Source organism: Paraglaciecola arctica (assembly GCF_018861065.1).
Taxonomy (GTDB): domain Bacteria; phylum Pseudomonadota; class Gammaproteobacteria; order Enterobacterales; family Alteromonadaceae; genus Paraglaciecola; species Paraglaciecola arctica_B.
The window spans coordinates 667,696-681,537 of the sequence record NZ_JAHKQO010000036.1 but is presented as its reverse complement, the minus strand read 5'-3'; the positions used below and the strand labels follow the sequence as shown (position 1 = coordinate 681,537).

Genomic DNA, 13,842 nt, shown 5'->3' with positions numbered 1-13,842 from the left:
TTATTATTCTAGTCTAAAAGTCTAAGCAAATCCGAACCCTTTGCCGATTTTGCTTGCATCGATAACGCGCGTCCTGTTTGCGTATATTCAATACTAATGTGTAAATCCGCTAATGCCAAGAGCCCAGCGCCTTTGTCTGGCCATTCAATTAAACAAATGCAATCTGCATCAAAATAATCACGAATACCCATAAATTCTAATTCCTCAGGATCAGACAAACGATATAAATCAAAATGAAACACTCGCCAATCTGCTAATTCATAGGGCTCAACTAAAGTGTAAGTAGGGCTTTTGACCTTGCCTTTATGCCCCAATCCTTGAATAAAGCCGCGGCTAAATGTGGTTTTACCAGCGCCCAAATCGCCCTCAAGGTAGATCACCATACTTTGATGACACTGGCGTGCCAATTCTCCAGCCAATGCAACAGTGGCTTGTTCATCTAATAAGTCATAATGTCTAGAGGGCAAATCCTCAATCGTAGAAGTAATTGAATTGCTCATAGTCCGTTAACAATGGCTCGCAAAGGTTGAAATAGGTCTGTGGTAATCATACCACGTTGGCCGTATTGTAGTGCAATTCTGTCTGCTGCTTCGGCATGAGCACTCACGGCATAAACCGCGGCCTGATGGGAACTCATTCCTTGTGCTAAAAAAGAGCCGATAATACCGGTTAATAAATCTCCCATTCCTGCTGTTGCCATGCCAGGGTTACCTCCTGTGCACACCCAGCACCTTTCTTTTGAATTTGGATTATTCGATTGAATTATAGTGCCTGCGCCTTTTAGTACACATATAGCGCTAAACTTTTGAGTGATAGCTTCACTAGCCAAATACCTGTTATTTTCAATTTGTGGAATATTACAACCAAGTAAACGACTTGCTTCTCCAGGGTGAGGCGTTAGGACCAGCGCGGGTAATTGCGTAAACGTATCCAAGAGTGCTTTAGTATCACTTTCAGCCGCTAATAAATTAAGTCCATCAGCATCAATGACCAAAGGTTTAGGTTGTTCTTTAAGATGAGCCATCACATCACGGAATTGTCGCTGTGCCCACTCATCTTGACCTAATCCTGGGCCAATAATAATGTCGGTACACCATTGCAAAGCAGTTTCAAGATCTTTATCTACAATCATTATTTCTGGGCGACCTGAAGTAATAGCTAAACTACTTGCACAGTGGCAATAAACTTTCACTAACCCAGTACCGCAACGCAGTGCCGCTTCTGCACTGATTCGAATTGCCCCTCCCATTCCTTGGTTGCCGCCAATACACAACAGTTTTCCAAAAGAACCTTTGTTGGCATTGACAGGTCTTGGTTTTATTGGTTGCAACATATTCCAATCGACAAGTTGCGCGTTGCTTTTAGCAACACTAAAAAACTCAGAAGCAATGCTCAAGTCAGCATAACTAAGTTTGCCGCATATCTCTTTACCGACTCCAGTAACCAATCCAGGTTTAACTGCAATGAAAGTGACTGTCACATCCGCAACAACAGCAATTGGTAATACTTGCCCGGTGTCGGCATGCATCCCAGAAGGTAAATCTATACTCAATACAGGTTGCTTCGACTGGTTGATTTTCTGTATGACGGACTGAAAATTAGGTTTAACTTCACCTTGCACTCCGGTGCCCAACAATGCGTCCACTACTACATCAAATTCGCTAAAATCTAGCTCAGTAAATTTTAGTGTTAGACCCCCAGCGTTATTCCATTCTGATTGTGCTTGTTGCGCATCACCTTGAAGTTCTGTGTTAGGATCTTGACATACCACAATCGCCTTCATGCCCTTATTCAAAGCCAACTTAGCCAACACATAGCCATCGCCTGCATTATTACCATTGCCAGCAACTACGATAATATCTTGTGCTTTAGGCCATTGTTGTCTTAATTTTTGAAATGCGGCTTCGCCAGCTCGTTGCATTAACTCGAACATACTACACCCAGCCATTTGGGCGGCTTTAGACTCCAATAATTTGACTTGTTCTGAACTCACAATTTTATGTGCTAGAATTTCAGCCGCTTGCTCGGTTAACAGGTTTGTCAATGTCGTCTCCTAACACTTCTGAATTGTTCTCTTTGGCTGAAAATATCAAGGCTTGGGGGAAAGCGCTAGGTTTTCAACAAGTAGGTATTTGTGATGTTGATCTGGAACAACATGAATCTCACCTACAATCATGGCTGGAAAAAGGCTATGCCGGGGAAATGCACTATATGTCGGAGCACGGCATGAAACGTGCGAGACCAACAGAACTGTTGCCTGGAACCATGCGTGTTATCAGCGTCAGAATGGATTACCTACCTCCCGATGCAAAGTTTGCAGAAACATTAAAGAACAAGCAACAAGCATATATCAGCCGTTATGCTCTTGGTCGTGACTACCATAAGTTACTGCGCGCACGTCTAAAAAAGTTAGGTGAAAAAATAAAGGAGGAATGCGCAGAATTAAACTTTCGGCCCTTTGTAGATTCGGCGCCTGTGTTAGAGCATGCCATTGCCGAAAAGGCCGGGATAGGTTGGACAGGTAAGCACTCACTTACGATTAATAGCCAAGCTGGTTCGTGGTTCTTTTTGGGGGAGTTGTTTGTAGATATCCCATTGCCAGTGGATCAGGCAGCGGTTGAAAATTGTGGCAGTTGCACCGCCTGTCTGACAATTTGCCCCACGCAAGCAATTGTCGAGCCTTATGTGGTGGACGCTAGGCGTTGTATTTCTTACCTGACCATTGAGCAAAAAGGCGCGATCCCAGAACAATACCGAGCTTTAATTGGCAATCGGGTATACGGCTGTGATGATTGCCAACTGATTTGTCCATGGAATCGCTACGCTAATATTACCGATGAGGCAGATTTTCACCCTAGACAAAAGTTGATGAGCCAAGAACTTATTGAGTTATTCACTTGGGATGAAGCAACGTTTCTGAAAAATACTGAAGGATCACCCATTAGGCGTATTGGGTTTGAACGCTGGCAACGCAATTTAGCCGTGGGTTTAGGTAACGCTGAGTATTCAGAAAGCATTGTCAATATTTTGCAGGCCGCCTTGTCCGAGGCATCAGACTTAGTTAAAGAACATATTCACTGGGCATTACAACAGCATCAAAACAAAACCATACAAAAACCAATCAACCCTAGTCGCTTAACTCAAAGATTAGTCCGCAGCATCGAAAAGGGGTTAGTTCGGGACGCGTAGTCAGGAGTGCTTAGCTCGAAAAGTTTAGGTTTATCATGGCTTAATTACACATAATCTCGCACAATTTTGCGTACAGCACCGTGTGAACAAGCAATTCCTATATTTGTCTCTATATGGTCAGCGGGGTAACCATATAGACCAAAACGATTGCCTTGACTATGGCTGATTATCACAGCAAAGTTTGGATGAAAATCAATGTCTGCGCGGAAAGGATCAATAACAGGTACTTTGTATCGACCAAAATGTAACAGTCCTATTTGTCTACCATTTCGAAATATAATCTGATCAAATAATGGATTTTCAATGAGCGAATACACTGCAAATTTGGGGATTTGAACTGTGACACCTTGCCAGTCCATCTGAACTATTTGCAGCTCCTCGGCCAGTGAAGATATTGATTTGGGTAATTCAAATGTTTTCATCATTTCCCCCAGAGATCTGCAATTACTGATTAAAGCCTATAAAACAAAGATAGAAGAAAACGACAAAAACAGTTAAAAATTAAGATAGTAGTCCTTGCAAAGTACCCTATATTCTTTGGAATACTGACTTAATTCATTGTAAATAATAAGTTTTTCAGAGGTTTTATTAGTTTGGATTCGACTAAATTCTAATAAGAGTCGAGTGACAGCAGAGGAGGGTTTAGGTTGTACTTGAAGTTCCCTGTTACAAAACAACCCAACTGACTCCGCATAGTTTGTAAATAGCGGTGCTATTTCCATCGGCAGCACACAACAAAATTTGCCGTCGGTAGTAAGAAACGTGTTGACTGCTCGCAAAAGTGTAGGGTGATCTAACTCAATGGTTTGCCGTGCACTTACTCGATTTCTAGTCGAAAGAGTTTTATTGGCGCTAATATTAATCGGAAAATATGGCGGGTTACTGACAATTAAGTCATAAGCCATGGTACTAGAAAAACTTTGTAAATTAATATTATGGAAGGTTAGTCGTTGCTCCCATGGGGCATTTTTAGCATTGTTTTTCGCTTGTGAAATAGCCACTGCATCTATATCTATACCGGCAATTAAACAAGTATGCAGTGTTTTTTGCGCTAGCATAATTGCTAATAAACCACTTCCCGTGCCAATATCTAAAATTCTTTGAGAATCTTTGGTTTGAATCCAACTGCCTAACATAATGCTGTCAGTACCCACTTTCATTGCACAAGCATCATCTTCGATAGTGAATTGTTTAAACTTAAATCCCATTTTAGAAAACCTGCAAACGTATCATCTGAGCCGCTACTTCGACTGCGTCAACAGGCTTGTATTTTCTTAGACTACCAAGTAGCAACGGAGACAAAAACGGGCTTAATATACTTGCAAGTTTTTCGGCGGGCCTCATCTCTTCACGTTCACCTAATAATAAAGACGGTCTAACAGCGGCTGCATTGTTTAAACCTGACGTTCCCAATATGGCATTTTCTAATTCACCCTTAACTCGCAAGTAAAAATTAGTGCTCTTAGCATTGGCTCCAACGGAAGAAATCCAGACAAAACTAAGGGCACGTTGCGCTCTAGCGAGTTGAGCTGCAATATGCACGTACTCAAAGTCTACTTTTCTAAATGCACTTTTGTTTCCTGCTTTTTTAATTGTGGTGCCTAAACACACAAAAATATGATCACAGCCAAAGTAGCCTTGATAATCTTGTAATTTTTCAAAATCGATTACTATCGGCTGTACTTTAGCCGAACTTTGTTGGAAGAAATCATTCGTTAGGGGTTTACGCAGCAGACATGTGACAGTTCGATAGCGGTGGTCTCGGCAAAGCTGCTCGACCAATGTTTTCCCAACTAAACCTGTTGCACCTAACACCAGAGCGGTCTTTGACATTTCTAACCTGTATTTTTAAACGCGGAAGGTCTAGCTTTTAGTCTTAGCAAAGGAGCTAAGACTAAAAGTATTCAAGTTCATAGCGCTGTTACGCAAACATATGAGTAGCTAAAGTTTGTTGAATACCCACCACAGTATCTTTCTTCAACTCTTTTTCAATAGGCTTATCCTGCCCTGAAACCCAAATTTTAAGTTCGGCATCTAAATCGAAGTGCCCTGCAGTTTCGATTTTAAATTGTGTGATCGCACGGTAAGGAATTGAATGGTAATCCACTTTACGGCCTGTCATTCCTTGCTTATCAATCAAGATAAGGCGTTTGTTAGTGAATACGTACATATCTCTCACTACTTTAAAAACTTGCTGAATGTTTTCAGTTTCACCAATTATCGGCGCTAATTCTTCTGCCACTTCATTGACATCAATTTCTGAAGCGTTGCCGAGTAGAGCATCAAGTAATCCCATTTCTAAATCCTTCAAATATTTAATAGGCAATCAGCATAATTGTTGATGCGAAAATAGCAACTACAAGCTACCATCATGCAACGTTATTTATCCCTGATGATGATCCTAAATTTATGCCCATGTCCAATCTAACTTTTGCTGATGTGCAAGCTGCCGAGAAACGTATTAGACCCTATGTTAAAAACACACCCATACTGGAATCTCAATTATTAAATAGTTGGTTAGGTCACAAAATTTTGTTCAAAGCAGAATGTTTCCAAACCACTGGGGCGTTTAAGTTACGTGGTGCGTTAAATATGATGTTAAAGGCCAAAGAGGATGGAAAACTAGGCACTAAAGTCATTGCAAGCAGTTCGGGAAACCACGCCCAGGCAGTGGCTTACGCCGCTAAAGTGTTAGGTGTAAAGGCAACAATTTATAGTGCCCAGAATATTTCAAAAGTGAAAGCCGCAGCCACACAATATTATGGCGCGACTCTGGACTTAAGTGCTTCTCGCAAAGAGGCGGACGAAAAGGTCGCAGTGGCGGCAAAAAAGGCTGGAGTGTTATGGATGCCGCCTTTTAATCACAAAGATATAATCGCAGGTCAAGGTACGGTTATGCTCGAGGCTCTCGAACAAACAGATGCAGTTGACAGTGTTTTTACACCAGTAGGTGGGGGCGGCTTAGTATCGGGCACTCTGGTCAGTACAAGATCTGTAAGCCCAACCACCAAGGTTGTTGGAGTTGAACCTTTACTCGCCAATGACGCTGCAGAATCTTTACGTATTGGGGTTATTCAGTCTTTATTGGCGCAGCCAAATACCCTAGCTGATGGTGCCGCTACCTTACAAGTGGGAGAAGAAACCTTTCCTCACTTACAAGCGTTAGATGGTTTTTATGAAATTGATGAAGAAAAAATTGCCTATTGGACTCAGTGGTTGCAGCACTTGCTAAAGGTGCACGTTGAACCCACTAGCGCGATGAGTATGGGGGCTGTTATTGAATGGCTTAAGTCACAATCTAAACCACAAAAAGTATTGGTAGTATTATCTGGCGGTAATATAGATCAACAAAAGATGTGTCAAATATGGAAACACGACCACTTGCAACATGTACCTAGTTTATTGATTTAACGCGAAAATTTGATTTGGCTCTATGCTTAGTATAATTTGTATTCACCATAAGGTTTTTGGAGGGAGTAGCACATTGCGGAGTTATTTAGCGATCATAATACTTTTTCTTCTAGAATTTACTCCAACTATAGTTACTGCCAAAGAAGGCGTTTTTTCGAATGCTAACTGTACTATTGTTTATTCTTTAAAACGTTCTGCTGACAAATATTTCAATGACGAAATTTCCCAATTGCAAACACAAATCAAAGAACAAAAGATCCAATTTATTGATTTGAATAATTGGCGCAAACTAGCTCCTCATATAGAAATAAGCGGTAGGTATCGTAATTTATTACGTCATCAATACGACCTACCAAAAAACATGAACCAAGCAATCGTTATCGATTCAAAGGGGCAGGAATTGAGTCGTTATAGCGGTTCAGTCACACTTGTTAATGGGCTAATGGATTGCAACTAGAACATATCTTGCTCGATAATTTTTATCTCAATGACTAACTCTTTACAGTTTATTTTTGCTAATCGCGTGAATTTTTTGCATCTAGATTGATTCTAGGGCAAGTTAAGTAAAACTCTTATTTGGATTTGCTCGTGAAATTAATAGTCACTATTTGTTTGTTATTAGTCAGCTCCATAACCTTAGCCGCTCAAACTCATATCAAAAATATTAAGGGCTATACCTTAAATAATTCCGGCGAGCTAATTCGCTTTTCAAATCTGGTTTTTGATGGCGGTAAAGTAGTGGCTATTGGTGGCTTAGAGCTCGAACAAAATTTCCCAAATGCTACTCAAATTGACGGTAAAAATAAAATCTTGTTACCAGGCTTAATCGACTCCCATGGACACGTAATGGGGTTAGGTGCAAGCATATTACAAGTCGATTTGCGTGAGAGTCAGTCAGCACTAGATGCCGCAAAAATGGTGCAGGCATATGCCAAAAGCCAACAACAATCACCTTGGATAATTGGCCGAGGTTGGAATCAAGTCTTGTGGCCAAGTAAAGCGTTTCCTAATGCCAATTTATTAGATGAATATGTTAAAAACAAACCAGTGATGTTGTCGCGGGTAGATGGTCATGCCAGTTGGGTGAATAGCAAAGCCCTTGAAATTGCGGGTATTACTAAAGATACATTGGATCCACCGGGCGGGAAAATCATGCGTGACGAACGCGGTAATCCTACCGGCATTTTAATTGATAATGCAGAAAATTTGTTACTTAAACATTTGCCGAAAACCTCTGAAGCAACCTTAGCAGCACAACTAAATGCTGCAGGTAGTCACCTTCTGTCTGAAGGCATAACGAGTGTGCATGATGCAGGCATGGGGAAAGCCGTTTATGACTACTACAAAAAACGCGTAGCGCAGCACTCACTACCGATACGTATTTATCCTATGATTGCGGCAACGTCTCCGGTACTCAAGCAACTATTAAAAACTGGTCGTGTACAGGATCAATACGATTGGTTGTCTATCAGGAGTGTTAAGGCCTACGGTGATGGCGCTTTGGGGAGCCGCGGCGCTGCATTGCTTGAACCATACTCTGACGCGGCAGATAACAGTGGGTTGTTGCTGACTCGAGAAAGTGATCTACAGCCTCTGTTTGATTTAGTTTTGGGTAGCGGATTCCAACTTAATTTCCACGCCATTGGAGACAGAGCCAACCGCTTAGCTTTAGATCAGTTTGCGGATAGTTTTAGTCGTGTGGGAGGTCGTTCATTGCGAAACCGCGTTGAACATGCCCAAGTTATCAATATTAATGACATTCCTCGTTTCAAAACGCTAAACATTATCCCAGCTATGCAGCCTACTCACGCGACTAGCGATATGAATATGGCGCAAGATAGGTTGGGAGCTACAAGACTAAGAGGGGCCTATGCATGGCAAAGCTTTTTGAAGCAAGGTTCTCCGGTTGCTTTTGGCTCTGACTTTCCTGTAGAGCTTTCTAACCCGTTTTTTGGTTTACACGCAGCTGTCACTAGGCAAGACCGCAATAATCGCCCAGATGACGGTTGGATACCTAGTGAATCAGTCACTGTCAAACAAGCGTTTCGAGGATTTACATTAGATGCCGCTTACGCTGCTCATCAAGAAAATATATTAGGTGGATTAACTGTTGGTAAGTGGGCAGACTTTATTCTGATAGATCGCGATATATTTTCAATTGCACCGCAAGATATTTGGAAAACTCAAGTGCTTGAAACCTGGATTGCTGGCGAAAGGCGGTTTTTAAAGGGGCAATAGTTTTAAAATAGAACTAACGGGTTATGGGTTGTGAGTTAGAGGTATTTGGTTTTCTCATATACGCGCAATTTTCCATGTTACCTGGAAAATGGGGTTCGGGATAATCTGTTTCAACAAAACCCAGTGACTGATAACAACGGTAGGCAATCTCGTTATCTCTGAAAACAAAAAGTGAAGCGCCTTTGGCTGATGAGTCATGTAAATAGGCTTGTTCGAGAAGGGCATTGATAAGTATTTTTGCTAAGCCTTTACCGCGAAATATTGGGTTAACAGCAAGCCTCCCAAGATGATGATGTTCTAATCGTCGATAGTATTGGCCAAATGCTAGTAATTGTTGCTTATCATTTAGTAGGCAAAACGAATTGAAATGTTTGTCGGTTAACAATTTAAGAAAGGTTTTGTTAGACATAGGGTAGGTCATGTTTGGACCTCCCCATGTATAAACTGCATGATGATCAGCAAACCAATTCTTAACCTGCAAACATTGTTGTTCGTTAGCGGGAGTAATGGTCACTGGTTTAGCCTTTTGAACTATTGTCCATTATATAAAGTCGTGATCCACTTTTGTTCAGTGATAAAACTCCATGACCAATCTTTGTATTTCTCGCCTAGGCCAAGTTTTACTGCATCTTCAACACTTACACCTTTATCTTTCATGCCTTTAACCATAGCTGCGGTAGCAACAATCATATCCAGCGCTTTTTGATAATCAGCTTTAGAGGCTAAGTTACCATGGCCTGGGATGATTTTTGTGTCGTCTTTTAGCATACCAATCAGTTGCGTGACGTTCTTAATATAGCCAGAAACCGTACCCCCACCATTTAAGTCAATATAAGGAAAGCGGCCTTCAAAGAATAAATCTCCAGAATGCAAAACATTGGCTTTTTCAAACCAAATCACGCTATCGCTATCGGTGTGACCAGCGGGTAAATGCATGACTTTTATCGTGTCGCCATTAAAATGAAACGTTATGCCTTGCTGGTAAGTGACTACAGGTAATTCACTATGGGTATGGTCTTTTTTATTCGCCAATCTTTTTCGTACATTATCATGTGCGAAAATGGTGCTACCCTTAATTTCCCTAAAGTATGCATTAGAACCAGTGTGGTCACCGTGATAGTGAGTATTTACAACATATTTCATAGGTGTTTTTGCAATATCGCCGATAGCATTCGCGATTTTTTCGGCCAGTGGTGCAAACTGATCATCAATAATTAAGATGCCTTCTTCACCAGCAGATACACCGATATTTCCGCCCATGCCATTCAAAATATGTACTGAACCACTGACAGGTTGACTGGTTATTTCAACATTTGCAAAGTCGTCTTGGGCAAATGTTGAGCTACTAGCAAAAAGTACACTAATAGTAGTAAACATCAGAAATTTAGAGATCATGAGTAATATTCCTTCGTTAATAATAAGTAAATCTAGACGTTTATAACAACTAGATACAAACTATGTTGCAAATAAGAATTTTAAGATAACCCGCATGTATCAAATTACAAAACGTATTAGCTTTATTTTCTTTGTCATTAGTTTATTAACCGCGTTTTATATCAATTTTAATGTCAATCCAACTTGGGTTGAAACACAGTTGCAATATCAAACTTACAACAATGAAAATGGGCAACTAGCGTATCGCGCAAGTGGTCAAGAAGTATTGATTGAAGATGTGATTGCATATGGAGATTCACCCCTTAGGCAATCAGTACTAGATACGCAACAAACTCAACCATCAATTAGTGAACATTGGGTATATAAAAATAGTCCCGACGATCTAGCGTTAATAAAAGCGGATTTTCATTTTGGTTTTTGGTCATTATTACCGGCGTTCGTGGCGGTGGTATTGTGTTTGATGACTCGAGAGCCCTTAGTGGCTCTGTTTGGAGGCATAGTAATTGGTGCGGTGATGTTGGGACGATTTGATATCACTCATGAAGTTTTTATTCCAAACATGGCTACATCGAGCGCGGCCTCCATTTTAATTCTATATCTGTGGTTACTTGGGGGACTAATGGGGATCTGGGCCAAAACGGGCGCGGCTAAGGCATTTGCTGATCATATGAGTCAGCATTATGTTAAAGGACCACGTTCGGCCAAACTGGTGACGTGGTTCTTAGGTTTGGTGTTTTTTCAAGGTGGCACCATGAGTACAGTATTGGTGGGTACAACTGTCAAACCCATAGCTGATAAGGCTGGCGTTAGCCATGAAGAACTCAGTTACGTGGTTGACTCTACCGCATCCCCCATAGCGTCTATCATTGCGTTTAATGCGTGGCCTGCTTATATACAAGCTTTTTTGTTCATACCCGGGGTGGCAATATTGGCTACAGAAAATGATAGGATCGCTTTCTTTTTCTCCAGTATCCCCTTTAGTTTTTATGCCATTTTTGCGGTTTTAGGTACATTGTTATTGAGCCTAAATATTACCACTTTTAGTGGTTCACCTCTTAAAAATGCAATCAAACGTGTGCATGAAACGGGAGAATTAGATGCCCCCAATGCCTCACCTATCAGTGCTAAAGAGTTGCATCAAAGCCAAGTTCCCGCAGGATACAGTGCGCACCGTTTGGAATTTATTTTACCTTTGGCTAGTTTGATCGTTATTGTGATCGCTTCCTTTTTTGTCACAGGTACTCCACAAATTCATTGGGCATTTTCGGGCGCATTGTTTCTGTCAATTTTTGTAGCTTTAGCAAAGGGAATGGCGCTCAAGCATGTATTGGAAGGTTTTGGGAATGGATTAAAAGGCGTGGTGGTTGCCTCGGTTATTTTGATGTTTGCTTTAACCATAGGTGTGCTTAGTAAGCAGCTGGGAGGAGGAATTTATTTAGTTGAATCTTTAGGTGAGCATATTCCGTTTTGGTGTTTACCGATAATTTTACAGCTAATGACTATGGTTATCGCATTTTCAACTGGAACCAGCTGGGGCACTTATGCCATAGCGTTTCCATTAGGGTTGCCCTTAGCTTGGACCATAGCCCAGACGCAAGGACTAGATAATCCCGAGCTCTTTATGATGGTGTGTTTTGCGACAATTTTGAACGGTAGTGTCTATGGGGACCAATGTTCACCTATTTCAGATACCACTATATTAAGCTCAATGACCACGGGGTGTGACCTAATGGATCATGTTAAATCTCAAATTGTGCCTGCCTCTTATGCTGCGTCGCTCGCAGCCTTATTGTGGACAGCTACAGTGGCAGTGTTTGCTTAAAGAAAACTCAATTAACTTTAATGTTGAGAAAGTGTGCGTTGAATGGCGCAGGCTTTTTCAAAACATTGATAGAACTCTTGGTCTTTAAAGGGTTTCAATAGATAATCAGAATATTTTCTGGCGCTCATTTTATCTTTGAATTGATTAAAAGCAGTGATAAACACTATGCTTGTTTCTTCTGGCAGTTGTTCGGCTACCGTTATGCCATTGATAATCGGCATCTCAATATCCAATAGGACTATTTGAGGTTGGTATTGGTTGGCTAGCTGCAATGCCGACTTTCCATTGTCGGCTTCATATACTTTATCTACGCCAGTGCACTGCGCCAAAAGATATTTTATGGTTTCTCTGGCTAACTGCTCATCATCAACTATCAAGACGTTAAACATTAGCAACACAAATAGGAATAACTAACGTGGTTTCAAAAAAACCTTCGCGGTCGCTGCATAAATCTAGGCGATAGTCTTTATACAATTTTTTTAAACGGTCTTTGGTGTTTGAAACACCGATACCAAAGCCTTTGTGTTGGTCATTCTCTGCAACTCTATTAGTTAACTTTACCAGTAATTGGTCGCCATTACGGCTAACCTTTAAATCTACAAGATTTTGATTGGACTCGAGTTGAGAGCCATGTTGTACCGCGTTTTCAACTAAAGGATGTAGCAGCATATTAGGAATTTCGACCTCTAAACAGCAGTCTTCGACAGATATTTTTACATCTAACTTATCAGAAAAGCGCATTTGTTGGATACACAGGTAGTTTTTGATAAACGCAATTTCTTCTTTAACCTTAGAGTTCGTATTATGCTTATGTTCGAGAATTTTCCGTAACATACTACTCAATTCTGCTAATGCCTGTACCGCTTCTTCATCGCGTTTTAATCTAATTAGGCTGACGGCAGTATTGAGTGCATTAAATAAAAAATGCGGGTTCAGTTGGGTCCTTAGTGTTTTAAGTTGCTCATCAATAAGTGCTGTTTGAAGGTTTTTAAAGTCTAGTTTCTCTTGAATCCGTTTATCGTGAAAACACAAACCAAGAATCATGCTTAGTAAACCAAAACAAATCAAAAGATCAAGTTGCATAGTAGTGGATAACATTTGCAATAAAAACGGAATAAAAGTAGCGAAGTCAGCTTGCGTAATAACAAAATAAAGCGCTGTAGAGCTGAGCCAATTAGCTACAAGTAATAGTCCCATACTAATGGTGTGCAATATTATCCGTTGCTTTATTGGTCTTTGTTTGGACTCGATAATTTTTGTCAATGTATACAAGGTAATGGTGTGGAATATGTATGCAATAAACCAAGGACTTAATTCATACCAACCAACTAGCCAACCAAGAGCGTCTTCATTACCTTCGAACGCTCTGAATTGAAGGTGCGCATATATAGCATGTACTGCAAGCCAAATTAATGTAGCGCTCATGGCAAAAAAGCGGCTTGGTAAGTTCGCTCTGAAGAGTGTTGCCGTATCTGCGTAAAATTTGCCTATTGTATGATTCAACATATAGTGAACTGGCAGTTATCTAACTAACGTTGCTAGTGCTATTTTGCAGTTGGGAATAGCGTGAAAATCACTTAATAAACTTGAATCTTGGTACATATTGTTCTCCTAACTTAACGTCTTCAGTAAACATATCTAAAGGCCTAACCCATAGATTTCTTTCACCATAAAGTGGTCGATAGACTACTAACTCTGTTTCATCTTCAGAATGTTTGGCTACCCCTATAACTTCGTACTCGTTACCTTTGTAGTGGCGGTAACGCCCATTTGCTAAAGACATTTTC

16 protein-coding genes are annotated in these 13,842 nt (G+C 40.8%); 5 read left to right on the top strand and 11 right to left on the bottom strand.

Annotation, left to right across the window (positions count from 1 at the left end; translation table 11 throughout):
* Positions 1 to 8 precede the first annotated feature (8 nt).
* Both tsaE and KO534_RS16280 read right to left on the bottom strand, forming a co-directional pair.
* A complete protein-coding gene (gene tsaE / locus KO534_RS16285; RefSeq protein ID WP_215930920.1) occupies positions 9 to 500 on the bottom strand; it encodes a tRNA (adenosine(37)-N6)-threonylcarbamoyltransferase complex ATPase subunit type 1 TsaE in 492 nt (163 codons plus the stop codon).
* Positions 497 to 2,044, bottom strand: a complete 1,548-nt coding sequence (locus KO534_RS16280) for an NAD(P)H-hydrate dehydratase (RefSeq protein WP_215930918.1) — start codon at positions 2,042 to 2,044, stop codon at positions 497 to 499. The genes tsaE and KO534_RS16280 overlap by 4 nt, the downstream gene beginning before the upstream one ends.
* Between KO534_RS16280 and queG the strand changes: the two genes are divergently transcribed.
* Positions 2,044 to 3,189: a tRNA epoxyqueuosine(34) reductase QueG gene (gene queG / locus KO534_RS16275; RefSeq protein WP_215930916.1), complete on the top strand. Its 1,146-nt coding sequence runs from the start codon at positions 2,044 to 2,046 to the stop codon at positions 3,187 to 3,189. The two genes, KO534_RS16280 and queG, sit on opposite strands and share 1 nt — an antisense overlap.
* Positions 3,190 to 3,233: 44 nt before the next feature.
* Here queG and KO534_RS16270 read toward each other — a convergent pair whose 3' ends face one another.
* From KO534_RS16270 to KO534_RS16255, 4 genes are all read right to left on the bottom strand, one after another.
* Positions 3,234 to 3,611, bottom strand: coding sequence for a hypothetical protein (locus KO534_RS16270; protein ID WP_215930914.1), 378 nt, complete (start codon positions 3,609 to 3,611; stop codon positions 3,234 to 3,236).
* A gap of 72 nt (positions 3,612 to 3,683) precedes the next feature.
* Entirely contained in the window at positions 3,684 to 4,397 is a 714-nt protein-coding gene (locus tag KO534_RS16265; protein WP_252732185.1) for a tRNA1(Val) (adenine(37)-N6)-methyltransferase, read from the bottom strand.
* 1 nt (position 4,398) lies between these two features.
* Positions 4,399 to 5,022 (bottom strand): NAD(P)H-binding protein, encoded by a 624-nt coding sequence (locus tag KO534_RS16260; protein WP_215930912.1) that lies wholly within the window; start codon positions 5,020 to 5,022, stop codon positions 4,399 to 4,401.
* Positions 5,023 to 5,110: 88 nt separating this feature from the next.
* Positions 5,111 to 5,485 (bottom strand): PH domain-containing protein, encoded by a 375-nt coding sequence (locus KO534_RS16255; protein ID WP_215930910.1) that lies wholly within the window; start codon positions 5,483 to 5,485, stop codon positions 5,111 to 5,113.
* A 119-nt stretch (positions 5,486 to 5,604) separates the two neighbouring features.
* Between KO534_RS16255 and KO534_RS16250 the strand changes: the two genes are divergently transcribed.
* From KO534_RS16250 to KO534_RS16240, 3 genes are all read left to right on the top strand, one after another.
* On the top strand, positions 5,605 to 6,600 hold the full coding sequence (locus KO534_RS16250; RefSeq protein WP_215930908.1) for a serine/threonine dehydratase: 996 nt from the start codon (positions 5,605 to 5,607) through the stop codon (positions 6,598 to 6,600).
* Between the two features lie 73 nt (positions 6,601 to 6,673).
* Positions 6,674 to 7,057, top strand: coding sequence for a hypothetical protein (locus KO534_RS16245; RefSeq protein ID WP_215930906.1), 384 nt, complete (start codon positions 6,674 to 6,676; stop codon positions 7,055 to 7,057).
* 131 nt (positions 7,058 to 7,188) lie between these two features.
* Positions 7,189 to 8,838 carry an amidohydrolase gene (locus tag KO534_RS16240; protein WP_215930904.1) on the top strand — a complete coding sequence of 550 codons (1,650 nt, stop codon included), beginning with the start codon at positions 7,189 to 7,191 and terminating at the stop codon, positions 8,836 to 8,838.
* A gap of 13 nt (positions 8,839 to 8,851) precedes the next feature.
* Here the strand turns inward: KO534_RS16240 and KO534_RS16235 are convergent, their stop codons facing one another.
* Together KO534_RS16235 and KO534_RS16230 are read right to left on the bottom strand one after the other, a co-directional pair.
* Complete coding sequence (locus KO534_RS16235) at positions 8,852 to 9,352, bottom strand: GNAT family N-acetyltransferase (RefSeq protein ID WP_215930902.1); 501 nt, start codon at positions 9,350 to 9,352, stop codon at positions 8,852 to 8,854.
* A 17-nt stretch (positions 9,353 to 9,369) separates the two neighbouring features.
* The gene (locus KO534_RS16230; protein WP_215930900.1) at positions 9,370 to 10,233 is read right to left on the bottom strand and encodes an MBL fold metallo-hydrolase; all 864 of its coding nucleotides are present in this window, start codon (positions 10,231 to 10,233) and stop codon (positions 9,370 to 9,372) included.
* 94 nt (positions 10,234 to 10,327) lie between these two features.
* Between KO534_RS16230 and KO534_RS16225 the strand changes: the two genes are divergently transcribed.
* Positions 10,328 to 12,055, top strand: a complete 1,728-nt coding sequence (locus tag KO534_RS16225) for a Na+/H+ antiporter NhaC family protein (RefSeq protein ID WP_215930898.1) — start codon at positions 10,328 to 10,330, stop codon at positions 12,053 to 12,055.
* A 17-nt stretch (positions 12,056 to 12,072) separates the two neighbouring features.
* On the opposite strand, the gene KO534_RS16220 is transcribed toward KO534_RS16225, so the two are convergent.
* The 3 genes from KO534_RS16220 to KO534_RS16210 all read right to left on the bottom strand — a co-directional run bounded on the left by KO534_RS16220 (position 12,073) and on the right by KO534_RS16210 (position 13,838).
* Positions 12,073 to 12,444, bottom strand: coding sequence for a LytR/AlgR family response regulator transcription factor (locus KO534_RS16220; protein ID WP_215930896.1), 372 nt, complete (start codon positions 12,442 to 12,444; stop codon positions 12,073 to 12,075).
* Positions 12,437 to 13,561 carry a sensor histidine kinase gene (locus KO534_RS16215; protein ID WP_215930894.1) on the bottom strand — a complete coding sequence of 375 codons (1,125 nt, stop codon included), beginning with the start codon at positions 13,559 to 13,561 and terminating at the stop codon, positions 12,437 to 12,439. The genes KO534_RS16220 and KO534_RS16215 overlap by 8 nt, the downstream gene beginning before the upstream one ends.
* A 67-nt stretch (positions 13,562 to 13,628) precedes the next feature.
* Entirely contained in the window at positions 13,629 to 13,838 is a 210-nt protein-coding gene (locus tag KO534_RS16210) for a DUF1653 domain-containing protein (protein ID WP_215930892.1), read from the bottom strand.
* Positions 13,839 to 13,842 lie beyond the last annotated feature (4 nt).